The organism is Rothia sp. HMSC058E10, assembly GCF_001809415.1.
GTDB lineage: Bacteria > Actinomycetota > Actinomycetes > Actinomycetales > Micrococcaceae > Rothia > Rothia dentocariosa.
This window is the reverse complement of record NZ_KV797643.1, coordinates 120312-144326: the sequence shown is the minus strand read 5'-3', so window position 1 is coordinate 144326 and position 24015 is coordinate 120312. Positions and strand designations below refer to the sequence as shown.

Below are 24015 nucleotides of genomic sequence, written 5' to 3'. Positions count from 1 at the left end.
TATGACGAGTTCGGCTAAGATACTCTACTCCGCAACCGCACTTCTTTGCGCCCTTACGCTGGCAGGTTGCGGCGTTTCCGATGCCGATCATTCTGCGCAGACTGACGCTTCACCGAGCGCATCCGCCAGCGTTGCTCAGGGTAAAATTACCCGTGCTTCCGACCCGGCGCATTCTGTGTCCCCCGGTTCTATCAGTACCGCGGGCGGGGATAGTTCTCAAAGCCCTGAGGATAACCCCACAGATAATAACGACTCTCACTCAAACGATGAACATTCCGAGGATGGAGCTAAGAAAAAAGACTCCAATTCTAAGGATTCTCACGATAAAAAGAGTTCATCCGGCGAGGAAAGCAAAGATGCGGATGACTCTTCATCGAATAACGATGGAGATAACGGCACTGAAGAATCGTCCAGCCCAGAAGCTAAACAGCCAGGGCGTTCAGCAACCGGTTCTTCAGGTTCACTCCTAGCGTCAGCCTGCCAGATCACCGATCTCTCGGTTTCTGCTTCCGAAGATAAGGGCACACCCGGAGCCCGGAAATTCATTCTGACGTTCACGAACGTTTCTGAGGAGCCCTGCGTGCTCAAGGGTAACCCGACGGTTGTCTACGCAGATTCTAATTTCAGTCAGATTGGCTCACCGGCACGCCCGGCGGCAGGTTCAACGAACCCTACCGGCACGCTTCTGCACACAGGTGAATCTACAAACGCCCCAGTGACCTCGGTCAACGCTGGTCCGCTGGGTAAGAACTGTTCACCGACAATGGCGCACGGATTCTTAGTTCAGGTTCCCGGTGACGGCAACTGGACGACGGTCTCTGCTTCCTCTGAGGCGTGCACCGGCAAGGTCCAGCAGCTGTCCGTGGGACAGTTCGGTTCGTAACCACTCAGCACACGAATGATGCGCTTCGAGAAGAAGCGATAACAGCAAGAGGCGGTTCCTTATACAGGAACCGCCTCTTCAGCATCTACACAATGCTTTATTTATACACGAGGTTTACCTAAGTTTTCCACCTCATCACCCTGATACGGAAATATTTCTTACCTACCTATGAAATAGAACACCAGATGAAGGGAAAACGCTAGGAGTTCGCCCGCACGTGGTATACGCCGCCGCGTTTCAGGGCTGCCGTAAGCGCAGGAAAATCTCGTGGCGGGACGCGAAGCACGGAAATTAAACAGTGCGCGTGACATCCTCAAAGTCAAAGCGCAGCCCGCGTGCCCGATAGGGGCCCAAACCATAGCCGAGATTCACCACGAGGAAAGGCTGTTGATCTGCGCCGCCGAGCAGAACGGGGTCGGCGGCAAGAGCCTCAAAATCTACGCCGGTGATAGGCCCGGCATCTAAACCTAGCGCACGCACCACGGTAATAAAGTACCCCGCCTGTACCTGTGCGTTTAGCCTGCCCAACGGAATGCGCTCTTCTTCAGCCTCGAAGAACTCCTGCGCTGCCACGGCGTGCGGAGCGAACTCGGCGAACCGTTTCTGCCAATTCTTGTCGTACCCAAGAACCGCATTCACGGGCGCGCTGGCGGCAGCATCGCGATTACTTTCGTGAAGATATCCCAAAAGGCGTTCTTTCGCACTCTTCGACCGCACCCACGTAATGCGCAAAGGCTGATTGTTGTAGGCGGTAGGCCCGAGCGCGGTAAGCCGATAAATCTCACGAAGCTGCTCTTCAGTCACCGGATCATCGCTGAACTGATACGAGGTGCGGGGCAGTTCATATAGCGCCTCACGCTGTTCACGGGACAGGCGTGACTGGCGGCTCGGATTCGCGAGATAGGGTTCCGGTTCGATGCCCCGGTCAGCAGCACTGCGTGAGCTCACGTTCTTTCCCTTCCGGCGAGTATGCGGCATATGGAGCAAGAGGCACGTTACGCACCACTCCCCTTTTCCATAGTGCACCCGCCTCAGCTTCAACGCATAGCCACAGGGTTTTTCCCGATAGATTCCGTCAAACTTCGTCACAAAACCGGTAGGCGGTGCATCCTGGTGCAGATGCACGAGCCGCTAGAGGCTGCGGGTTACATCATCGAATCCGAACCGGGTATCGCGCGGGTACTGGGTTGGAACGCCGTACCCTAAATTCACCACAAGGATGGGATGCTCGTCGGTCCCTGCAAAAAATTCTTCGTACAGCCCCTCAAAATCGGCCCATAAGGGACCGGCGTCTAGACCAAGGGCGCGCACAGCGGTAATAAAGTAACCGGCCTGCAGGTTGGCGCTCTGCTGAGCGGCAAAGGTAACAATTTCCTCGGTCGTGCAATAGTTCCTGATAGTCTCTGCCGCGCGGGGGTTAAACACATCTGCACGGCCTATCCACGCCTTATCGTATGAGAGTATGGCATTGACAGGTGCCTGACGAGCCTTTTCTTGATTAGCCTCGATCAGGTGCTTGACAAGGCGCTCACGTGCCTCGGGGCTCTTGATCCATGTGATACGCAAAGGCTGACTATTGAAGGCCGTAGGTCCCAGATAGGTAAGCTCCTGAATCTCCCGAAGCTGATCATCAGTGACGGGCCGATCGGTAAATTTACGCATAGTTCGGGGCTCACGAAAAAGAGCGGTGATTTGGTCCTCAGATAAACGGGTCATCTCTCATATCCTTTCCTATGACGTTGGGTTCTCTCGACACGGTGAATCTATTCGTCCCCCGCAAGGCTACCGCGCCGTTCTTTCCATCATGCACCGGTTCGCACCATAAAGCTACCCCCAGAATTCACGCCACGGCAGTTCCCCATTCCCTCAAAGCCCAGCAAAAACCGGTGGCTGCCGCATCATCAGATACGGCAGCCACCGGTACACCACATATTCGCAGGCCTCCGGACACATATACCTAGCTACCGGATTCCTGCGGTTTACTCTCGCTGGGGACCGAAGGCGCACCTCGGCACCTCAGCAAGAGCGAAGCACAGCTTTTAGATGCTGCGGGTTACATCATCAAACTCAAAACGGGTACCGCGCGGATACTCGGGAGCCACACCATAACCCAGGTTTACGACGAGGAAGGGCTGCTGGTCGGTGCCTTCGAAGAATTCAGCGGCGATACCGTCGAAATCCGCGCCAGTCATGGGGCCCGCATCCAGGCCAAGAGCGCGCACGGCGGTCAGGAAGTAGCCAGCCTGAAGTGCAGAGCTCAGCGCGCCCGCGGGAATACGTGCCTCTTCAGCCTCGTAGTAGGATTCGAAGGCAGCGGCCTGGGGTGCGAATTCCCCAAAGCGTTTCTGCCAGTTCTTATCGAAGGCCAGCACAGCGGTTACAGGAGCCTTGAGGGTCTTCTCCTTATTCCCGTCCATCATGTGCTTGACCAGGCGCTCGCGAGCTTCGGGGCTCTTTACCCAGGTGATGCGCAGGGGCTGACTATTGAAAGCCGTAGGTCCCAGGTAGGCGATCTCCTGGATCTTCTGCAGCTGTTCATCGGTGACGGGCTGATCGGTGAATGCGCTCACAGTGCGAGGTTCGCGAAAGAGAGCGGTGATCTGGTCTTCGGTCAAGCGGGTCATACCTGTGTCCTTTCAGTGAAATAAATTACTTTACCTGTAAAATTTTATGGTGCATGTAATGCACGTATTCAACTATTATGGCCTCACCACACGGAAAAGTCTTGTGTTCGCGCACAATTGCCCCTGTAATATGTGCCACGCTCAAAAAACTTTCAAGGAGAATCCGGGGCACATACGAGATAATGGGACCATGCCCGACGCTCTAGAACCTTTCTCACCCGCCACTCAGCAATGGTTCCGCAACGCTTTTGGCACTCCGACCGCCGCACAGGAAGGCGCCTGGGAGAGTATCAGCAAGGGCGAAAACGCGCTTATTATCGCCCCCACGGGCTCCGGTAAAACCCTTGCCGCTTTCCTGTGGGCGCTCGATGCGCTCTACCGCGGCAAAAGCCCAGAATCGGATCAGTGCGAGCTTACGACATCGGCTCAGGCGCGAAAAAACGGGGGCGCTCGGGAAGAAATACAAAAGACCAAGAAACAGCGTGCGGGCGGTACGCGCATCCTGTATGTTTCGCCCCTGAAAGCTCTCGGGGCGGATGTGGAGCGCAATCTGCGCGCGCCGCTTGCGGGGATTGCGCATACGGCGAAGGAATCTGGGCGAACCCCACCCGATATTACCGTGGGTATTCGGAGCGGTGACACCCCGGCGCGCGAGAGGCGGCAGCTGATCAGCAACCCGCCCGATATTCTGCTGACCACCCCCGAATCGCTCTACCTTATGCTGACCTCTGCGGCACGTTCGACACTCACCGGCGTGACAACCGTGATTGTGGACGAGGTGCACGCCCTGGCGGGAACCAAGCGCGGGGCGCATCTGGCGGTCTCCCTGGAGAGGCTCGATCAGCTGGTAGAGCGGCCGGTGCAGCGCATCGGACTGTCGGCAACCGTGAACCCGCCCGAAGCCGTCGCCACATTTTTAGGCGGAGTGCACCCGGTGACAATCGTGGCGCGGCAGGTGCCCAAACGTTGGGATCTGCGGCTCTCGGTACCCGTGCCGGATATGGCGGCACTCGGCGGGGCAAACGATTACGGGCAGGGCAGCTATGCGCCCGGGGAGCAGCGGGCACCACGCGGACAGGATTCGCCCGGTTCAGCCCCGGACGCACTAGAGTTGCCGGTTCAGGCAGCTGATGATGCGCCATCCTATACTCTTGCGGATGCTATCGGCACCTTCCCCGGCGAAGAAGGATTATCTCTTGAACTGCCGAACAGCTCCGCCGAACAAGACGGTACTGCGAGCGAGGCAGCAAGTGCAGGAGCACGGAAGCCGGGCGGTGAGGGCGAGCGCGCATCCGGGTATCGTACCTCGATTTGGCCCTATGTTCAGGAACGCATCGTGGACGATATCGAGAATAATCATTCTACAATCGTGTTCGTGAACTCGCGTGGGCTTGCCGAAAAACTTACCGCGGCTCTCAACGATATTCATGTGCGCCGCGAGCTCTCACGGCGCGAGCTTGCGGGTGAGCCTCTGCCTGACATTGGTGAGGAGCCAGACATTGCGCCGCTGGCGCGGGCGCATCACGGTTCGGTGGCGAAGGATCAGCGCACGCTTATCGAAGAGTCCCTCAAGAATGGTTCGCTGCGGTGTGTGGTCGCCACAAGTTCTCTGGAGCTCGGCATCGATATGGGGCATGTGGATGCGGTTATTCAGGTGGCGTCTCCGCCGTCGGTGGCTTCCGGTCTGCAACGGGTGGGTCGTGCCGGGCACCGCGTGGGCGAGGTTTCGCGCGGGCTTTTTTATCCGAAGCATCGCGGGGATTTGTTGGGCTCTGCCGTGGCTCTGTCCGGTATGCTCGCCGGGTCTTTAGAACCGCTTACCGTTCCCGCAAACCCGCTGGATGTGCTTGCCCAGCAGACCGTCGCCGCCTGTGCTCTGGGGCCTATCGGTGTGGATACGTGGTACGAGGCGCTGCGCCGCACCGCCCCTTTCGCGAACCTTTCGCGCGCGCTCTTTGATAGTACTTTAGAGATGCTGGCGGGCAGGTACCCTTCCGATGAGTTTGCGGAGCTTCGCCCGCGCATTATTTGGGATCGCACCGCCACCGCTGATGCGCCAAGCGGCACGATTGAGGGGCGGCCCGGTGCGCAGCGACTTGCCGTAACTTCGGGCGGGACGATTCCCGATCGTGGGCTTTTTCCTGTCTACCTGGCCGGTTCTGAGGATTCCAAAGCACCTAAACGGGTGGGCGAGCTGGACGAGGAGATGGTTTATGAATCGCGGGCGGGCGATGTTATCGCCTTGGGCGCGAGCAGTTGGCGTATCGAGGACATCTCGCACGATGCGGTGCGCGTGAGCCCCGCACCCGGCGAGCCTTCACGCCTGCCGTTTTGGCATGGTGAGCGGGTGGGCCGCCCTGTGGCGTTGGGCCGTCGTCTGGGACAGTTTACCCGCGAGTTAGCGAAGTCTGCGGGTGCTGACTCCGGAAGCGAAGACGCCTCAGCGACGGTTGCGATACGCGCCGAGCTGACCCGGTTAGGGCTGGACTCTTGGGCGAGCGATAATTTGCTCTCTTATATTCGGGAGCAGCGCGAGGCTACCGGCGTGGTCCCCACCGATACGCGGTTTGTGGTGGAGCGTTGCCGCGATGAACTGGGAGATTGGCGCGTTATTTTGCATTCGCCGTACGGATATTCGGTGCATGCACCTTGGGCTGTGGCGGTGGGCGCCCGCGTGCAGGAACGGTACGGTATTGATGCCAGCGCGCTTGCGGCAGATGATGGTATTGTGCTGCGTATTCCCGCGGTGGAAGATACCCCGCCGGGTGCTGAGCTTTTTCTCTTCGAGGCCGATGGGCTAGAGGAGATTGTCAAGGATCGTGTGGGCGAATCGGCGCTTTTTGCGTCTCGTTTTCGAGAGAGCGCCGCGCGTGCCCTGCTTCTGCCGCGCCGCGATCCGGGCAGGCGCACTCCCCTATGGCAGCAGCGCCAGCGTTCGGCCCAGCTGCTGGATGTTGCGCGCAAATACCCCGAGTTCCCGATTCTGCTGGAAACCGCCCGCGAATGCTTGCAGGATGTATATGATGTTCCTGCGCTTCTTCAGCTGCATCGGGATATTGCCGCGCGGCGCATCAGCCTGTCGCAGGTGCAGACCGAGGGGCCTTCGCCTTTTGCCCGCACCATGCTTTTTGAGTACGTGGCGGAACATATTTACGATACGGATGCGCCCGCCGCCGAACGCCGCGCTGCCGCTTTGGCACTGGATCCGGCACTTTTGGCGGAGCTGCTGGGTACCGCTCAGCTGCGCGATCTGCTGGATCCGCAGGTGATTCTTGAGGTTCAGGAGCGTCTTCAGCGCACCGGGGCGAAGTATCGGGCACGCGGGGTTGAGGGCGTGGCGGATCTTCTGCGCCAGCTCGGACCGCTCACGGCGAGGGAGCTGGCGCTACGGCTGCGCGGGAATGAGGGGTCCGGGGTTGAGTCCGCGCCCGAGGTCTCTTGGAGCACCCCAAAAGGCAGCGAAAGTCGATCTAAAAAGGCTGATATTTCACATGAAACCGGGGATCCAGCCGAAAATACCGATGAGGGTCTACCGGAAGAAGACCTTGAAACTACCCCGCACGCCACCGACGAAGAGGCGCGCACGCTTGCCGAAGAGCTGGTCGCATCCCGCAGGGCATTCGTTATCAATCCGCACTCAAATATAGCGGATAGCACGGAACCGATCTATGCCGCCGTGGAAGACGCCGCCCGGCTGCGCGACGGGTTAGGGCTGCCGCTTCCGGTCGGGATTGCTCAGGCGTACCTCACGCCGGTCGCCGCGCCGCTCGAAGACCTAATCTCGCGGTATGCGCGCACGCACATCCCCTTTACCGCAGCCGAGGCGAGCGCCCATTTCAGTCGTATTACGCCGACGGGTTCGGGTGCTATTCTGCCGGTTTTACGCGCTTTAGAGACGCAAAATCGGCTGTTCTCGGGCGAGTACCTGCCCGAGGAACTGCGTGTATCTCGCGTGGAGGCAGCCGATACGATACCGCTCTCCCCCGCACCCACGGCAAGCCTGGAATGGGTGGATGCCGAGGTGCTTCGCCTGCTTCGTGCCCGGTCGTTGGCGGCGCTGCGCCGCGAGATTGAGCCGGTACCGCAGCGTGCTTATGGTGCATTCCTGCCCGCCTGGCAGGGAGTGCGCGCGCAGACGGTCAAGGTTTCGCGCAGGCTCGCAGAAACCACCGAGTACGGCGCGTATTACGAGCCCGAACGCACGGTTCAGGTTCTCGCCGAAAACAAAGGTTCATCCGCCGAGGCATTAGAGGGTCGCGAGGGCTTGCTGACGGTCATCGATCAGCTGGCCGGGGTGCGTGTGCCCGCTTCTGCCCTGGAGACCCTCGTCTTGCCAGCCCGGGTGCGTGATTATTCGCCGCAGCTCTTAGATAGTCTGTTGGCCAGCGGAGAGGTGCTTTGGCGTGGTGAGGGCGAAATCTCCGGCAATGACGGCTGGGTGAGCCTGCATCTTACCGAATCCGCCGAGCTGAGCCTGCCCGATTCTTCTCGCACGCAGGCCTTGGATGAGCTGGGCTCGGTGGAGCACGCCGTCTTTGAGGCGCTTTCCGGTGGTGGGCTGTTCTTTATGCCGCTTCGTGAGCGCGTGAACGACATCTTGGTCTCTCGCGCCGCCTCGGGCGAGGTTGTGCATTTTCCGGAGGCTTCGGAGGTATCCGCCGCGCTGTGGCGCCTGGTGTGGGCGGGGCTGGTCACAAATGATACTTTCGCCCCGGTACGTGCCATGCTGGCGGGCGGATCGAGCGCGCATCCGGTGCGGCCCGCCGCTCCCTTGGCGCGCCCGGTGCGCAGGCGCGGTGCCGCACGACTGTCGGCGGCGCGTACTTCTGCGGGTGCTTATCCACGCAGGTATAGCGGCTTGGGCGGCACCCGTGCCAGCTCTTCTGATCCGCAGGTTTCGGCCCGGGATTCCGGGCGGTTCAGTCATATTAGCCTTCCCCAGAGCCGCCCTTATACTGGGGGCACCGGGTCTTCGCAAGAGGCGGATGCTACCGTTACCGCCTATGCGCGCGCGGAACTTCTCTTAGACAGGTACGGTGTGCTCACGCGCGGCGCGCTCGCCTCTGAGGATGTTCCCGGCGGCTTTGCGGCCTTGTACCGCGTCTATGCGGCTGCCGAGGAACGTGCCCTGGTGCGGCGCGGATACTTCATTGAGGGGCTGGGTGCGGCTCAGTTCGCCTCCCCAGCAACAGTGGATGCGGTGCGTTCCTACGCTAATATTGGCGCTGATAATCCGCAAAATACCGGGGTAAAACGAATAAAAAACGAGGAAGTATTCGGTTTATTTGAGGGTGTTCTGCTGGCGGCTACAGATCCGGCGAATCCTTATGGTGCGGCGCTCACGTGGCCTTCCGTCCCCAGCTTGCTCTCGGTCTCTTCTACATTCGGCGGTGCGGAAGAGGCTGCGCGCGAAGGCACAGAGACCGCCCAGTCCGTGCGGCATCGTCCGGGGCGTAAGGCGGGTGCCTGCCTCATCCTGCTCGATGGTGAAGCGGTCCTCTATCTGGAACGCGGCGGCAAAACCCTGCTGTCTTTCACGGCTGATCCGCTCAAACTTGAGGCTGCGGCCCCGCTGCTGGCGCGCATCGTGCAGGCGGGTATTGCTGAGAAAATCGTGGTGGAAAAACTCAACGATTGTGATATTCTGGCAACCCCGGAACCGCCGACTCACCGGGGAGCGTCGAAGACCGATTCTGGCCGGCTGCCCGAGCATCCGGTGGTGGCGTTACGGCGCGCGCTGCTTGCGCAGGGCTTTTACACAACCCCGCGCGGTCTGCGGATGCGCCGCTCCCTCTAAAATGCCGGGGTCTTTAAGCGCAGAAAGCCCCGCATCGAGGGGAACCGCAATATTTTCGGTAACTCCCGATGTTAGGGGCTCATTGAGAAGCTCTAGCTTAGTACCCGCCGGTCATGGTATCTGCCACGCCAACGCAGATGTCGATAGCTTCATCGATGCGCATGGCGCGTGCACCCGCCGGAGTGCTACCGCGCGAACTGCCCTGCACCACATGTCGGGCGAAGTAATCGACTAGATGCAGCCATCCGCCTAAAATCATGCGGGTGCGGTCGTTAACGGGCATTTCGGTGCGTTCGAGTATCCATTCCAAGTACTCGTCAGGAGTACTGGGAGCATCGCTTTCACTGCCGCCTTCAGCAACATGGGCGAAGTAGGAGCGCAGCTCAACACGAAGAGCCTCCACCGGGTTAGGGTGGTGCTCGCTGAGCGCTTCAAGAACAGCCCGTGCTTCGCGCCGGGTTACCGCCGCCGCCAAAGACTCTTTGCCGGGGAAGTAATGGTACAGCAGTGCCCGAGTAATACCGGCCTCACGAGCGATGCTGCTCATGCAGGCTGCCACAACACCGCGCTGCGCAAAATGAGCCGCCGCGACCTGCAGGATTTGTTCTTCCCGTTGCGCTGGAGTCAGACACTGACCGCTCTGCCGCGTCTTCTTAGCTGCTTTTTCAGAGGCTTTTTGTACGGTTTCAGTGTGCTTAGCTTCGTTGCGTGCGTTGTGTTCCATATATCCCTCTAATCGTTCGATTTCTCGAACCTCTTTTTTTAATAGTACCGCGCTAACCCTAAGCCGCTACCTATAGAACTTAATATGAAGTTTAATGCTTATAAGCTGATTTTGCCGCGTTATTAAGCCGTTCCATGCTTCATGATAGTGAAACAAATTTTATGATTTTATTTATTTATTAGACACTTGCGCGAGGAATATTTCGCATTAACTTCACACTGTTCACCTACCACCCAAAACATGAGAGGGGCGTGCCATGATGGCCTAAGTATGTGCTGTCCTCAAGGCGCGGTCCTTATACTTTCACGCAGGGGGCTAGAGGTTTTCTCCGAACAGGTCAACCCGCAAAGCACGCTACAATCAACCTATGCCGCGACGAGTCAATCGCCACCTCTTCATACCACCCCTACCCCAGCGCGCGGGCATAGACCCCGTATCGCTGACTCTGCCCGCGTATCCAGCACTGCATGAGACGAGCAAAGGGTCGGATGCACACCCCAGCACGGTGGCTCAGTACCTCATCAGTCGATTCTCACCCGAAGACCCCGCAACAATCCTCGACTGTTTCGCCCGGCACGAGGTGCGCACCGATGATGGCACGATCCTCACCAACCAATCCCAGTATCTGCCCGGACTAAGAATCTGGTACTACCGCCCACTTCCCGAGGAACCACCGCTGCCGGATGACCTTCCAGTCCTCTATGAAGACGAGCACCTGCTCGCCGTAGATAAGCCGCACTATCTGCCCGTCACCCCGCGCGGCGCCTATGTCGTGCAGACCGCACTCACCAAACTGCGGGTACGCGAGAATAATCCTCTGCTCACGCCCGTTCACCGGCTGGACCGCCCCACCGCGGGGATTTTACTCTTCGCCAAAACTCGAGACGCACGCGGCCCCTTCCAGATGATGTTTCAGAACCGGCAGGTCACCAAAACCTACCTTGCTATCGCCCCGGCACCAGGTGAAGACCTGCGTGAGAGCATGCTGGGCGAAGGCGTGCAGGTGCGCAGCCGCATCGACAAGGATCGCAATATTCTACAGGTGCGGCAGTACTCGGCACGCGAATGCGAGCGCGCAGGCCTTAGCGTGAACGCGGAAACTCTGGTGCGCATCCGAGAAATCTATCAAGCGCCACAAAGTGTTCCTCTCAAATCTGGCGAACAAAACCCGTATCTGTCCTATCCGGTGCCCGGCGAAGAACTCGCCCTCTACGAACTCACTCCGCACACCGGCAAAATGCACCAGCTGCGGGCGCACCTGAACCTGCTCGGAACCCCGATCTTCGGCGACGTTCTCTACCCGCAGGTTCTGCCAACAGCACCAAACGATGCATCTGTGCCGCTACAGCTTCTAGCGCATCGTCTTGACTGTGTACATCCCTTCACGGGCAAACCGCTCACCCTGTACAGCGCACGCACGCTTTCTCTCGCACCGCGAAATGTGGCACGACCCCAGTACTAATAATGCGATAATGTGGTAGCACCTCGCCTCTCGTGGCAGTATCGTAGGTAGCTTTCATAAGCAAGGAAGAAAGAACGTGACCTCCAACCACCCTTCTGAATCAGTCCCCAGCACCGAGCATGCGCAACGCGCCTCGCGTGCCGCCGACTCTATCCTTAGTCGATACACCCGCCGCGTTTTTGGCGTACCCGGAACCCTGCTCGGGGCAGTGCAGATGCCCGAATCGCGTGGTCTAGGAGCACGGTTTGCCGAATGGCATTACTGGTGGCAGGCGCACTTACTCGACTGCATTATAGATGCGGGCGAACGTGCCGTCCGTGAAGGCGACACCGAACAAGCCCAGAACATGCTCGCCACCGCCAGGAGCGTGGTACGCGGCATCCATACCCGCAACCTGGGATTTGCAAACGACTTCTATGACGATATGGCATGGTTGGCGCTCGCCGTGGGGCGGCTCAATAGGCTTAGTAAAACAATAACCGGCGCCTCGGACGTTACGGCGCAGGATGCAGGATCGGTACTCTTTGAAAGGCTTAACACCGGCCTTCATTCCTGTGGCGGCATGAGCTGGTCCAAAGGCAAACGAGACTTCTGCAATACTCCGGCAACCGCTCCCGCGGCCCTTGCTTTTGCGCGCATCGGGCAGATAAAAACCGCGCAGAATCTTATGTCCTGGCTCAACGACGTTCTTTGGGACGGCGACCGTATGCTCTACTTCGATGGTGCTAACCTGCGCCCGCAGGATGTGATGGTTGATGACGTCACTGGCCGCCGTAATGTTCCCTTTGACGTAGAACGCAATATCTACACCTACAATCAGGGCACAACCTTAGCGGTGCTTCTGACGCTTGCGGAATCCTCGGAAATTTCAGACGACCGCCGTGAAGAATACCTGCTGCGCGCCGAACGCCTGATCGTCGGAATCGTCAAAAACCTCAGCGAAGATTTCGAGTTCTCGGACGGTTCACATCATCTCGTACTTCACTCCGGTAGCGACGGTGACGGTGCGCTCTTCACCGGTATTCTGGTGCGCTACCTGGCGCAAGCGGCAATGTCCACTATGCTCAGCCCGGAGGCACGATCCCTGGCGAGCGCCCTCGTGTACGGCAGTGCCCGCGCGGTGTGGGAGGGACGCCGCGAATTCGACCCCACCCTGCCGCTGAATGAACCTGGTATTGACCCGAACGAAATTCGTGACCGGACGGTCGCCATTTTCTCACCGAAGTTCACCGTATCCGCGCGCGATGCGATCGCCGCAGGTAAGCCCGTGGAACTATCCGGTCAGCTTCAGGCGTGGATGACTCTGGAGGCCGCCGCCCACCTGAGCGTGGAAGACTAATGCTTTTCCGGCTCTGGTGGGGTGCGCCGCTTATCAGGCTCGTCCCGTCATGCCCCTAGACATGGGGTGAGACGGCGCGGGTCTGCAGATGCTCTGACGTGCCGCGCCTGTATAATAGCCGTGCGCACTCCTCCCCGGAGTAAGCGCATTTTCCCTGGTCGTACCCGTATATTTCAAAGGCACAGATGAACAACGAGTTCCCCCACCCCGACTTCGGTTTTACCGTCACGAGCCGCCTTGCCGAGACCGCATCCCCGTCTGCCGAGCGTGTTGAGGCTAATGGCGGGCAGTTTTTGGGGCGCACGGGTGTGATTCGCACCCCGCACGGCGATATTGAGACTCCCGCCTTCACGCCCGTGGGTACGAAGGCGACCGTTAAGGCGGTGCTTCCCGAAGCAATGAAGGAACTCGGGGCGCAGGCGCTTTTGGCGAACGCCTACCACCTGTATCTGCAGCCCGGACCCGAGATTCTAGATGCCGCTGGCGGGCTGGGGCGGTTTATGAACTGGGACGGGCCAACCTTCACCGACTCCGGCGGGTTCCAGGTGATGAGCCTGGGTTCGGGGTTCAAAAAGGTGATTGACATGGGAACCGTTGCCGATGCGAAGGGTGCCGACGGGCGCCCGATTGGCGACGACGATGTAGCTCACGGCAAGGAGCGCCTGGCGCATATTGATGATGACGGCGTGAATTTTAAATCCCATATCAACGGGTCTATTCACCGTTTCACCCCCGAAGTTTCAATGCAGGTGCAGCATCAGATCGGGGCAGATATCATGTTTGCCTTCGACGAGCTGACTACTCTGTACAATTCCCGCGGATACCAGGAAGAGGCGCTGGAACGCACCCGTCTGTGGGCGCTGCGCTGCATTGCCGAGCATGAACGGCTCACGGATGAGCGCACGGGCAAACCCTACCAAGCACTTTTTGGGGTGATTCAGGGCGCGCAGTATGAGGATTTACGCCGCAAAGCCTGCCGCGATTTAGGTGATATGCCTTTCGATGGGTTCGGTATCGGGGGTGCCCTCGAAAAGGAGAACCTAGGCACCATTGTGCGCTGGTGCGCCGAAGAACTCCCGGAGGCTAAGCCCCGCCACCTGCTGGGTATTTCGGAACCGGACGATATTTTTGTGGGACTGGAAAACGGCGTGGATACCTTCGACTGTGTCTCGCCCACCCGCGTGGCGCGTAACGCGGCGCTCTACTCCCCCACCGGACGTTTTAACGTGACGAATGCCCGGTTCAAGGCAGATTTCTCGCCCATCTATGAGGGGTGCGATTGCTATACGTGCGCACACTATACGCGCGCCTATCTGCGGCACCTGTTCAAGGCGGATGAGCGGCTGGCGGCAACCCTCGCTTCCATTCATAATGAGCGGTTTATTGTGCGCATGGTCGATGATGCGCGCGCCGCGATTGCAGACGGCACCTACTTTGAGTACCGTGACGAATTCCTCGGTAACTATTACTCTGGTAAGAAGCCCTAAATCAACGACCGTCACGGAGTGTACGATGAGCATCACTAAGGTTCCCGACGAAGAACTTCTCATCTTCGACCATGAGATTGCCGCCCCCGTCGAGCAGGTGTTCGGGGCGTTTCTGAACCCGAATCTGCTGCATCGCTGGTATGGTCCGACGGGGTGGCGTACCCGTGCCGAAGATATTGTGCTGGAACCTTATGTCGGCGGCATGCAGCGGCTATCGATGATTAACGAGCTTGATGCCTCGGTATCATGCGTTCTGCAGAGTCGGTTTCTGGCTATTGATCCGCTCAAGGAGCTCGAATATGCCGAACAGCTTCCGGACCATTTAGGGAACCCCGGAGGCGTGGTTGTCTATCAGCGGTTCCGCTTTTTTCCCGAAACGGTTATTACCCCCGAGGGCGTGGGCGAGGGTACGCGCATCACCGTGGAGATCGGCCCCATGCCGGTTTCGGTACACGAGGAGGTACGCGCCAGCTGGCGGTCTACCTTCGCGCGGCTAGATGCTCTGCTCAAAGAGGATGCGGCATAGGCTCAGGCAGCCTTGAGACTTTTGCCGCAGGGAAAGCACCGTAACTAGCCGTCAAATGACCACGCACAATACGGGTGGGGAGCGGACAGTTCTGTTATAAGAAACTGTCCTCTCCCCACCCGTATTTTATGAACACTGGCGAAGCTTAATCTTCGGACTGATATTCCGGGTTCTTTGGGTCAAGTTCGTTATAGGCACGCATGGCAGCTTCTGGGTCGTCCAGACGCGCCGTGATCTTGATATTATGCCCTTCCACAACGCATTCGGGTGCACCGCGATCGGGGGTATAGTCCAAGAACGGACGCCAGTAACAGGTGGCATCCTGAATGCGCATAACCCAGTGCTGGGTCTGGTTATCGGGCGTGGGGGTGCTGTTGATGTACTGGGTCATGATCGACATGGCGTAATCGCAATCCACCACGCCATCAACCACACGTAACTGTGCATTGCTGCCCCGCAGATGGCCCTGCTGAGGAATTGACCCGCAAGTCTCCCCTGCACGACGCACATTCGTGGGATTACCCGCGTTCGGGTCAGCCGATGCGGTGGTGACCGTACCCGTCTTGACCGCTCCCGGGGAGGTCCACACCTGGGCGGAATTCGAGGGGTTCGGGGTGTTGCTTGCACTTGCGGAAGGCTGCATGGTGGAGTCATCATTGACCACTGGAGTGCGCTCAGGCATAACAGGTTTCGCGCTTGTACTCGGGGTTGCCGATGCGCTGCGGCTCGCAGAGCTGTTTTGATGCGGGGAGGAGGCGCTGGCAGTGTTCTGCGCGTTTGTATCGCCGCCGCCCGAGCAGGCGGTCAGCGCCAGCAGGCAGGCGGCACCGAGAGTCACGAAAGAACGAGTTTTCATAGAGATCTCCTCAACAGTGGGGACATAGTTTCATTGTACAACCGTGCAGGAATTCTCAAGATCTTCATGAAGGTTGCACCACTTCCCCGCGGCGACCCTGCTATGCCTCGTTTGCCGTTCCATCCTTCGGCTTCATGCCTTCTGCATCAGTATCATGATTTATTCCACGTAAAAAGGCTCTTGATGCGAATAAAGCGTTGAAAATCCCGCTCCATTCGTATCAAGAGCCTTTTAAGCGTACCCCAAGCAATTATCCAGAGAGGTTCGGAGAGTTATCCCTCTGACTATGACAACAGCTGATCGAGGATGCCCGGAAGGTCATAATCTGTATGAGCGTTATTAAAGGTCGTCTCTTTCTTGTCGATTTTCATCGGCTGGGTGTTATACCCTTCTCGTGTATACCAGTCGTGACCGGCTGTAGCCGTGTTGAGAGCGTCCCACCATTCCGGTGTAGTAGCGCCTAGAGTATCTTTTTCGTTCACCCACCAGAACATGGGCTGCGATTTAATGTTCTGCGGTGCCTGGGTCTCCATGCGCCCATTCTTTCCACCGCCACCGCCAACCATGATGAAACCACCGCCGGAACGCCAGGTTCCCTGCTGATCGGCATCAAGCTCATAGGTGATGAATTCGGCCCCGCCCGAGTATCCCATAAGCCACACTTGCGACTCATCTATATCTGAATCGGCGATAAACTCCTGGGCAAAGCTGCGGAAGTAGTCGCCGTTCCCATCAGCGTTTTCCCACCAAGTGGCGTAATCATTTGCTTTATTTGGGTCGAATTCATCGGGCGTATCCACAGAGACAAAGACCTTGTTGTGTTTCTGAGCTGCATTCGCCATACCTTGCATGGTGTCACCTTTAGGGTTGTAGAAGAAAGAGCTATCTACGTCGTCCCGGTTATAGTCACCATCGAAGTAAAACACCACGCCCACGGGCTGTGACCAGTCGATATTATCGGCGTAAACGTGGTACTGCGAACTCACATTTTGGGGCGAAGTATAGGTCAGGTTAGTTCCCGATTGCACCTCTGCCTGGGCAGGAACCACCATGGCCGAGCCAATCAGGGCTGGAACTGCAAGCGCGGTTAGGGCTGCAGTACACATCTTTTTCGTAGACATAAGTACTCCTCAATTTTTATAACGATAGTTTTTCATAGTGTGTGATGAATATAATGCTTTCCGTCTTTTGATACAGAGTGCATATGAGGAACACTATCATTAAAGTTTTTATAGTGATATGAAATATAATTAGTATTATTTTCTTTCACGACCCGCGCACATGGTTCTCTAAGTGCTTTCTGGATATTCTAGCGTTCGCACTAAGCCATATACTATTCTCAAAATTTGCATACCCTGCTATCCTTTTAAACTTTGAGAAAACTATAAAATATTATTCATATATACTAAAAAGGTTCTTAGTGTGAACAATGCGGAATATCTAGTGTTGTGTTCACACCAAGAACTTTTTTCTGCGGTCTCAAGCCAGAGAAAAGCTACTACGCGAAACAGCATCTTTCTCAAATAAATAACCGACTATTTATCAAAGGGTTTTCCAACAACATTGGTAGCGATACCTTCAAAGAACCCTTCCATCTGCCAGGCACCATCAAGATACCTCGCCTTAAGGGTTCCAGCGGAGTAAACAATCTTTCCCCAACCATCGGTATTCTCAGGAATTTCATGCACTTCTCCGTTACGCACGTAGAAGTCTCCATGAAACATTTGTAATTGATAAGGCCAAGAATATTCTTCACCCTTTTTCTCGGGGTGATCGGATTCTAGCCTATACACGAAGTTACCTGACTCCTCCCAATACTTACCCTCACGCGTTTCTTCCAAAAGAGCAATACTTTTAAAAAGCTTCTGATCGCCCTCAGTCATTCCAGACTGCTTAATATACGTATCGTCACCCGTTTTCATGGCATAACTTATTCCAGCCGATGCATATGCCCAGCTATAGTACAGCCCGAGTTCAGAGTTCTCACTCATTTCTTGAGGCCTTTTAGGATGCGGCCACCCATATCCTTGCTTTTCGCGCGTGGAATACATATAACCCTCGCCCGTATACTCCATATCCGCATTATTAAGCTCCACATTGAATCCTCGCTGGAAACTATTCCGCCTGCTTGGGCTAGCGCTGGGCGAAGCGCTTGATGGAGTTTCTGATGACGACGTGGAGCTCGCAGATGAAGAGCTTGCGAGAGGCGAAGCAGAGCTTTCGGTATTTGACGTATTCCCACCACATGCACTCATCAAGATAGCCCCAGCACCAGAACCAAGGAACAGGAGTGCGGTACGACGATTAACAGCTAAAGATAACATTGCTTAACCCCTCTCTAGGGTGTATTCAGTGAGAAACTAGACATATGTAAAGTATCATAGGTCACATATATCTGGTCGGATTGCCTCAGGCTCTGCACTATGACTTTAATAACTTCTTATGCTCACCCTCACCCTAAACTCTCTACTCTCTGCATACCGACTCCTCTTCTAACCGTATCTAAGCGCGATGGATGTGCCCTGTGCGGTTACGCGCCAGCGCATACAGCAGCAGGTTCACCACCGCCGCACCGGTTGCCGTCGCGCCGCCGATCATGACAATAGTGCGCGCATCCCCCAGTATTCCCGGCGTACCGAGTAGGTCACCCACAAGCACCATCGAACTAAACAGCGAGCCGATAAGAGCCCAGCACTGCCCCTGACGATGCTCGGGCACCTGCATATACACCATGTCACGAATACCCATATTGTGGATCGAGTTGAAGAACCCGCCTACCAGAAACCCAGCTCCCACAATCCAAGGATTCGCCACCAGCCCTTCCAGCAGAATCGCGACACCGATAAAGAATCCGCCCCACAAAATCGCATTCACCAGCTGCGGCTTGTACCATCCGCGCCCATAGAAAACGCTAGCGATGAGCGCCCCGACAGCCCACATCGCCAACACGAGCGAATACTCGAATGCAGTGTTCGTGATGGATTGCAGGTAGAACACCCCGGCGATGCCTTCCATCGTGGTGGAAGCAACCACGACCGCCATCACGGGTAAGAAAATCACCAGGGCGCGAGCGCTGGAAATAGCCGAGAATCCTAGGAAAATATCTTTAAAACTATCGCGCTTAACCGCATCGAAAATTTCGTGATCGCGCCGTGCTGGCACGTTAAACCAGGCGATGACTGCCGCAGTCAGCAAGAGTACCGAAGAGCCTACTATAGTGGCGGTCATGTTCCAGGTAGTGAAGAAGGCGCCCACAGGCGGGGCTACGATCGAGCAGAACGAACCGATTCCCACAATAGAGGCGGATGCGCTCGACGGGGTCATACCCGGCGCCTTCGGCAGTAGTTTGAATTCGGCGGCGTTGGTGAGATTTCCGGCGGCCCCGTTGAGCACGCTCATGGCAACGATAGTGACCGGATGCGGGAAAAACGCGATGACTGCCACGCAGAGCGCGGAGACGGCCAGGGAGCCAGACCAGCAGGCTCGACCCGAAAAACGATCGGCAACCCAACCTGTGAAAGGACCACAGAGTATGCCGGTGAAGAACCCGCCGACGGCCATGACGGTGAGCCACCAGGGCTCGGCAATGCGCGAGATATAAACAATGAGGATCAACCCGAAGGATGCGTCCGCGAATCCATCGATCAGGGTGATGAGCAGAAGGGGAGTTTTGAAGTATTGAGTTAGTTTTTTCATGCTTTCGTTTCGGTTCAGAGGGATAGTTGCCTATGCCTCTGCGCCGCCGAACACTATCTGCTGCACGATACGCACCTCCTCACGTGGTATTTTGCCTTGCGTCCTCGCGGGTAAACCATCGGACATGTTTTCTAAATCACATTGTATACGATAGGGTGACCGACTACCGGACTTCGTCCCATACCCCCCCCTCCACGCATACCCTATATACCGCGAGCAGATAGGATTTCGACGAAAAGATAACGGATTGCTATCTGCTCGTCGAAATCCTATCTGCTCGCGGTTAAAGTGCTACAGCATATGCTGTGACAAAAGTTCGCGCTGTTCGGGGGTGAGGCGAGAGAGGCGGGCGGCAGGTGCATCCCAAAAAGCCAGCACAGTGAAGGCACGCACGCACTCGGCATGATCCACCGGAGAATAGATACTATAGCCCACTCGCACTGAGGCGGCACTCACCTTTTCGACGCGCACATTTACCTCCAGCGGCTCACCCGTATAGGGAAGCTGCCCCAGATAACGCACCCCGTGTTCGGCGATAAGGGCCTGCACTCCATCGGGCAGGGTTTCAAAAAGCGGGATGGGCGGTGCGGGCAAATTCTGCGGTTTCTGCCCCGAAGACGGTGGCGGTCCGAAGATGGCAATGCGTGCCTCTTCGAGAAGGCTCAGTATTGCAACGTTATTGACGTGCCCGTAGGCATCCATATCACCCCAGCGCGGCGGCACCTGCACGGTCAGACCGGATTCGCCGGTTATCGAAGTTGATGGGTTCGCAGTGGATTGATGTGCGTTCATGCTCTTAACTCTACCTTGTGCATTTTTATGCATAAATACGTATATGGGTAAAGTTTTATGGTCATATCTTCACCAACATACAGTCATCCTGACTTCATACAGTATGCGGCAAGAAAATCTCGCTAGAACGCTATCTAATACCACCAAGACATCTTAAATAGCCTTAAATATGATGTTCCCCGGAAGCATCACCGCCTCCGGGGAACACCCAACACACAGACATTTGAACGCATACAAGATCATACGGTTCACCAATAACTATAGACCCTCTTGTAAGCCTATGATGCATTATTGCGGGTTTGTTACAGAAAAACTTTTTGTGAATTTCGCGGTCTTTTGAGAATACCCACAAAACCTTCAAGTACTACATAATAGATAAAATCATCATCACTTGAGGTTTCCCTGCAAAATATTATGGTGATGGCTGCGGCAGAGCACTCATCACTCCGCACTTCAGCGACGAAACCCAGCATGCGCCGCATCAGCAAAGCGCTCTAGCGACCGAACTCAGAGGCGGTTTTCAACGCCTCCTCTTCCTCCTCTAAGGCTGTGGCGTGATCACTGGAAGCCTGCTGTGCCTCGGCAAACGCATCCTCATCAACCGTGAGTGTGTGTTTCACACGCGCAAAGTACACAATCGTCAGGACCAGGAAGTACCCCACGCCCACAATCGCGGGAATGAGCGAACCACGCACCATAAACAGGGCAACCCACACGGCGAAAAGCACCATAATGCCCACGCCTGCCGTCATGCGCCCGCCCCACAGGCGGAATGCCGAGCTTTTGCCCTCAACCCGCCGGTACACAATATACGCAAGCAGAATCAGCACCCACACGGTGAGCGCACACACCATAATCAGGAAGATCATGGAGAGGAATGCTTCTTGCGGGCTAAATAGCGCCAGCAGAATAGCGATAACAACGCCGCTGGTGGAAACCCATACGGCACGCGAAGGCACCCCGGAGGCGTTCACCGCTGCCAGCGCGCGAGGCGCCATACGGTCGGTCGCCAGCGAGTGCATCAGGCGGGCACCGGCATACAGGTTAGCATTTGCCGAGGACAGCGCCGCAATAAGCACCACAAAGTTCACGAAATGCGCCGCGCCCGTAATGCCCAACTGATCGAAAACCAGAACGAACGGGGAGGTTTCAACCTTCTCCCCCAGCTCGCCCGCCGAACGCCACGGAATAATCGACACCACAATAAACAGCGCCAGCACATAGAACGTTGCCAAACGAATCATCATAGCCTTCGCACTGGAACGCACCGATCGGGCAGGATCCTTGGCTTCTGCGGCGGAGATAGAAATCATCTCAATACCGCCGAATGAGAACATCACGACCGCCAGTGAAAGCCAGACCGAGCCGAACCCGTGAGGCATGAACCCGCCATCATTGACAAGATTAGCGGTGCCGACCGCCGCATGTGAGGGCAGTCCGAAGAATACCAGGCACAGACCCACCAGAATAAAGGCGATCACCGAAATAACTTTGATGGACGAGAGGAAAAATTCGAGCGCCCCAAAGGATTTCACGCTCGTGATATTCAGGATAATAATTGCGACACCGAATACCGCGATGCCCGCCCACAGAGGCAGCTGCGGCCACCAGTAATTCAGGTAGGTAGCCACAGAGACCAGTTCCACGCCGGTAATGACCACGGTTGCGGTCCAATAGGCTAAGCGTGTGAGAAACCCGGCATAGGGACCAAGGTACCTGGTGGCGATAGCGCCGAAACCGCCTCGCACCGGATAACGCACCGCCATCTCGCCAGTGGCCGCACCTATGACGGAGGCGAGCGCCGAGCCGATAGCATACGCAAGAATAACGGCTGGTCCGGCCATAGCGATTGCCCGCCCGGACCCCAGGAATAGGCCGGTGCCAAGCGCCGAGCCCATAACGATCATGGTCATCTGTCCGTGCGAGAGGGAACGCTTGAGTTCGGCGCGGGCGGATTTATTGCGTGGTGCTCCGCCAGCTGGATGCGCAGCGCCGCTTCTATGCCCCTTAGCAGGTTGAGGGGTGTGGCCGTCGGTCATGTTTAAGCCTTCTTCGGGTTCTGAGTGCCTGGACTGTGATGTTGTGAAAATGTCAAAGAATGAGTGTGTTTCTAGGGTAGTACATCGCCCGTATTAACCGCGAACAGATAGTATTTTGACGAGAAGATAGCGCTATCTTCTCGTCAAAATACTATCTGCTCGTGGTATAGCAACAGGCTATGCGTCTTCCTTCTGTTGTTCGGCAAGCGCATCAAGATCGGCACGCGGGAAACCGCCGCGTTTTTTCGCCAACACCACGTAGAAAACGGAGATAATGGCGAAGAACACCACGCCCACCTGCACGGATACTACGGCGCTCGAATCGGGAAGCATGAAAAGGGCGACCAGTGTAGCAAGGACCCCGGCAAGCCCCACACCCGCCGTAATGCGCCCACCCCAGACGGTGAATCCTGAGGAGTTCCCCTGGTGCTTCTTGTATGCCTGATAGGTCAGCAAAATCATAATCCACACAACCAAAATGCACAGGGTGACCAGGGCCATCAGCAGCTCGAAAATATTACTGATTTCTGCCACCGCCATGACAGATGCGATCACCACACCCAGAAAAGAGAGCATAAGCGCGGTGACGGGCACGCCGTTATGGTTCGTGGTGCCCGCAAACGTGGGTGCCATTTTATCGCCCGCAAGCGCGTGGAGCAGGCGGGTTGCCGCATACAGCGAGGCGTTCGCGCCAGAAAGCGCGGCGATCAGAATCACGAAGTTGGTAATATCTGCCGCATAAGGAATGCCCAGTTCAGAGAACACCATCACGAAGGGCGATTGGCTGAGGTCTTTGCCGGTCTGCGCCGCCTGCTGCCAGGGCATCAGGCACAGAATAATCAACATCGAGAGCACGTAGAAACTGGAGAGCCGCCAGATCATGGCCTTGACGCTAGTGCGTACCGAACGGGCCGGGTTCTGCGCCTCTGCGGCGGAGATGGAAAGCATCTCAACACCACCGAAAGAGAACATCACAATTGCCATCGAAACCCAGACGGCGCCGAGTCCGTTGGGAAGAAGCCCACCGTCGTTCACGAGGTTTGCGGTACCCACCGCAGCGTGTCCGGGCAGGCCAACGAACACAAGAAGCAGCCCCAGCACGATAAAGACGATAACCGCAATTACTTTAATGGAAGAGAGGAAAAATTCTAGGGCTCCGAAGGATTTAACGCTCACCAGGTTCAGGATGAGAATCAGGATGCCGGAGGCTGCCACCGTCACCCACAGCGGAATTGCGGGGAACCAGTACGAGAAATATTTGCCGACCGCCACGAGTTCGGCGCCGGTCAGCGGCACAGTGGTTGCCCAATATGCCCAACGGCCGATATACCCGGCGTAGGGGCTGAGGTATCTGGTTGCGATGGTGCCGAACCCGCCGGGAACGGGGTGGCGAACCGCCATTTCGCCCGCGCATGCCGCGATAATAGCGGCGATCATGGAGCCAACAGCGTAGGCGATGATAGCACCGGGTCCCGCAATTTTAATGGCGGAACCAGAGCCCAGAAAGAGGCCGGTCCCCAGGGCGAGACCCATCGCAATCATAGTCATTTGACCGTGCGAGAGGGAACGTTTCAGTTCGCCGTTTTCTGCCGGTGCCGTCTTAGGTGCTGAGGCGTCCTGTGCTTTACTCATCAGGTGGTGCTTTCCATTTTTTCGTTCATCGGTTGGGCGCCTGCCCTCGTATGTCGCGTCGAAACCGAGCGCGGCTCGGTACCCGGTCTGTAGCAAATGTGGCAAAGGCGTATCGAATAACTATCCCGCGCCGAGCATCATCTATGCAACTTTTTGCA

At 56.8% G+C, this 24015-nt stretch carries 18 protein-coding genes; 7 read left to right on the top strand and 11 right to left on the bottom strand.

Translation table 11 applies throughout. From position 1 onward, the window contains the following. Window position 1 precedes the first annotated feature (1 nt). A complete protein-coding gene (locus HMPREF2609_RS09955; protein WP_048753352.1) occupies window positions 2-883 on the top strand; it encodes a DUF4232 domain-containing protein in 882 nt (293 codons plus the stop codon). A gap of 291 nt (window positions 884-1174) precedes the next feature. Here HMPREF2609_RS09955 and HMPREF2609_RS09950 read toward each other — a convergent pair whose 3' ends face one another. The 3 genes from HMPREF2609_RS09950 to HMPREF2609_RS09940 all read right to left on the bottom strand — a co-directional run bounded on the left by HMPREF2609_RS09950 (window position 1175) and on the right by HMPREF2609_RS09940 (window position 3507). Continuing rightward, window positions 1175-1831 (bottom strand): malonic semialdehyde reductase, encoded by a 657-nt coding sequence (locus HMPREF2609_RS09950; RefSeq protein WP_239664711.1) that lies wholly within the window; start codon window positions 1829-1831, stop codon window positions 1175-1177. A 183-nt stretch (window positions 1832-2014) separates the two neighbouring features. Further along, complete coding sequence (locus HMPREF2609_RS09945) at window positions 2015-2599, bottom strand: malonic semialdehyde reductase (RefSeq protein ID WP_070536696.1); 585 nt, start codon at window positions 2597-2599, stop codon at window positions 2015-2017. A gap of 323 nt (window positions 2600-2922) precedes the next feature. Continuing rightward, the gene (locus tag HMPREF2609_RS09940) at window positions 2923-3507 is read right to left on the bottom strand and encodes a malonic semialdehyde reductase (protein ID WP_070536694.1); all 585 of its coding nucleotides are present in this window, start codon (window positions 3505-3507) and stop codon (window positions 2923-2925) included. A gap of 190 nt (window positions 3508-3697) precedes the next feature. Here HMPREF2609_RS09940 and HMPREF2609_RS09935 point away from each other — a divergent pair, with 190 nt between their 5' ends. Then, window positions 3698-9304 carry an Lhr family helicase gene (locus tag HMPREF2609_RS09935; RefSeq protein WP_070536692.1) on the top strand — a complete coding sequence of 1869 codons (5607 nt, stop codon included), beginning with the start codon at window positions 3698-3700 and terminating at the stop codon, window positions 9302-9304. Between the two features lie 97 nt (window positions 9305-9401). Here the strand turns inward: HMPREF2609_RS09935 and HMPREF2609_RS09930 are convergent, their stop codons facing one another. Further along, window positions 9402-10028 carry a TetR/AcrR family transcriptional regulator gene (locus HMPREF2609_RS09930; protein WP_070536690.1) on the bottom strand — a complete coding sequence of 209 codons (627 nt, stop codon included), beginning with the start codon at window positions 10026-10028 and terminating at the stop codon, window positions 9402-9404. Between the two features lie 367 nt (window positions 10029-10395). Between HMPREF2609_RS09930 and HMPREF2609_RS09925 the strand changes: the two genes are divergently transcribed. The 4 genes from HMPREF2609_RS09925 (at window position 10396) to HMPREF2609_RS09910 (ending at window position 14842) form a co-directional block, all read left to right on the top strand. Continuing rightward, entirely contained in the window at window positions 10396-11490 is a 1095-nt protein-coding gene (locus HMPREF2609_RS09925) for a pseudouridine synthase (protein ID WP_083296730.1), read from the top strand. Window positions 11491-11566: 76 nt separating this feature from the next. After that, window positions 11567-12829 carry a glycoside hydrolase family 76 protein gene (locus HMPREF2609_RS09920; RefSeq protein WP_070449665.1) on the top strand — a complete coding sequence of 421 codons (1263 nt, stop codon included), beginning with the start codon at window positions 11567-11569 and terminating at the stop codon, window positions 12827-12829. Between the two features lie 185 nt (window positions 12830-13014). Beyond that, the gene (gene tgt / locus HMPREF2609_RS09915) at window positions 13015-14316 is read left to right on the top strand and encodes a tRNA guanosine(34) transglycosylase Tgt (protein WP_048754561.1); all 1302 of its coding nucleotides are present in this window, start codon (window positions 13015-13017) and stop codon (window positions 14314-14316) included. A gap of 25 nt (window positions 14317-14341) precedes the next feature. Continuing rightward, a complete protein-coding gene (locus HMPREF2609_RS09910; RefSeq protein WP_048753498.1) occupies window positions 14342-14842 on the top strand; it encodes an SRPBCC family protein in 501 nt (166 codons plus the stop codon). 145 nt (window positions 14843-14987) lie between these two features. On the opposite strand, the gene HMPREF2609_RS09905 is transcribed toward HMPREF2609_RS09910, so the two are convergent. The 3 genes from HMPREF2609_RS09905 to HMPREF2609_RS09895 form a co-directional block, all read right to left on the bottom strand. Further along, window positions 14988-15698 (bottom strand): hypothetical protein, encoded by a 711-nt coding sequence (locus tag HMPREF2609_RS09905; protein WP_070449668.1) that lies wholly within the window; start codon window positions 15696-15698, stop codon window positions 14988-14990. 284 nt (window positions 15699-15982) lie between these two features. Next, window positions 15983-16819, bottom strand: coding sequence for a hypothetical protein (locus HMPREF2609_RS09900; protein WP_070536688.1), 837 nt, complete (start codon window positions 16817-16819; stop codon window positions 15983-15985). 414 nt (window positions 16820-17233) lie between these two features. Then, window positions 17234-17794, bottom strand: a complete 561-nt coding sequence (locus HMPREF2609_RS09895) for a DUF6318 family protein (RefSeq protein ID WP_070536686.1) — start codon at window positions 17792-17794, stop codon at window positions 17234-17236. A 1-nt stretch (window position 17795) separates the two neighbouring features. Between HMPREF2609_RS09895 and HMPREF2609_RS10825 the strand changes: the two genes are divergently transcribed. Next, window positions 17796-18029, top strand: a complete 234-nt coding sequence (locus HMPREF2609_RS10825; protein ID WP_141745279.1) for a hypothetical protein — start codon at window positions 17796-17798, stop codon at window positions 18027-18029. Between the two features lie 171 nt (window positions 18030-18200). On the opposite strand, the gene HMPREF2609_RS09890 is transcribed toward HMPREF2609_RS10825, so the two are convergent. The 4 genes from HMPREF2609_RS09890 to HMPREF2609_RS09875 form a co-directional block, all read right to left on the bottom strand. Next, a complete protein-coding gene (locus HMPREF2609_RS09890) occupies window positions 18201-19394 on the bottom strand; it encodes an MFS transporter (protein ID WP_070536684.1) in 1194 nt (397 codons plus the stop codon). A gap of 291 nt (window positions 19395-19685) precedes the next feature. Continuing rightward, complete coding sequence (locus HMPREF2609_RS09885; RefSeq protein WP_070536682.1) at window positions 19686-20186, bottom strand: acyl-CoA thioesterase; 501 nt, start codon at window positions 20184-20186, stop codon at window positions 19686-19688. Between the two features lie 494 nt (window positions 20187-20680). Further along, complete coding sequence (locus tag HMPREF2609_RS09880; RefSeq protein WP_070536679.1) at window positions 20681-22225, bottom strand: amino acid permease; 1545 nt, start codon at window positions 22223-22225, stop codon at window positions 20681-20683. A gap of 177 nt (window positions 22226-22402) precedes the next feature. Beyond that, window positions 22403-23857, bottom strand: a complete 1455-nt coding sequence (locus HMPREF2609_RS09875) for an amino acid permease (RefSeq protein ID WP_070536677.1) — start codon at window positions 23855-23857, stop codon at window positions 22403-22405. Window positions 23858-24015: the final 158 nt, after the last annotated feature.

Coding starts and splice junctions, on each gene's coding strand:
- HMPREF2609_RS09890 (WP_070536684.1), bottom strand. CDS start 19,394: ATGAAAAAACTAACTCAATACTTCAAAACTCCCCTTCTGCTCATCACC.
- HMPREF2609_RS09930 (WP_070536690.1), bottom strand. CDS start 10,028: ATGGAACACAACGCACGCAACGAAGCTAAGCACACTGAAACCGTACAA.
- HMPREF2609_RS09880 (WP_070536679.1), bottom strand. CDS start 22,225: ATGACCGACGGCCACACCCCTCAACCTGCTAAGGGGCATAGAAGCGGC.
- HMPREF2609_RS09900 (WP_070536688.1), bottom strand. CDS start 16,819: ATGTCTACGAAAAAGATGTGTACTGCAGCCCTAACCGCGCTTGCAGTT.
- HMPREF2609_RS09910 (WP_048753498.1), top strand. CDS start 14,342: ATGAGCATCACTAAGGTTCCCGACGAAGAACTTCTCATCTTCGACCAT.
- HMPREF2609_RS09935 (WP_070536692.1), top strand. CDS start 3,698: ATGCCCGACGCTCTAGAACCTTTCTCACCCGCCACTCAGCAATGGTTC.
- HMPREF2609_RS09955 (WP_048753352.1), top strand. CDS start 2: ATGACGAGTTCGGCTAAGATACTCTACTCCGCAACCGCACTTCTTTGC.
- HMPREF2609_RS09940 (WP_070536694.1), bottom strand. CDS start 3,507: ATGACCCGCTTGACCGAAGACCAGATCACCGCTCTCTTTCGCGAACCT.
- HMPREF2609_RS09885 (WP_070536682.1), bottom strand. CDS start 20,186: ATGAACGCACATCAATCCACTGCGAACCCATCAACTTCGATAACCGGC.
- HMPREF2609_RS09925 (WP_083296730.1), top strand. CDS start 10,396: ATGCCGCGACGAGTCAATCGCCACCTCTTCATACCACCCCTACCCCAG.
- HMPREF2609_RS09945 (WP_070536696.1), bottom strand. CDS start 2,599: ATGACCCGTTTATCTGAGGACCAAATCACCGCTCTTTTTCGTGAGCCC.
- tgt (WP_048754561.1), top strand. CDS start 13,015: ATGAACAACGAGTTCCCCCACCCCGACTTCGGTTTTACCGTCACGAGC.
- HMPREF2609_RS09875 (WP_070536677.1), bottom strand. CDS start 23,857: ATGAGTAAAGCACAGGACGCCTCAGCACCTAAGACGGCACCGGCAGAA.
- HMPREF2609_RS09905 (WP_070449668.1), bottom strand. CDS start 15,698: ATGAAAACTCGTTCTTTCGTGACTCTCGGTGCCGCCTGCCTGCTGGCG.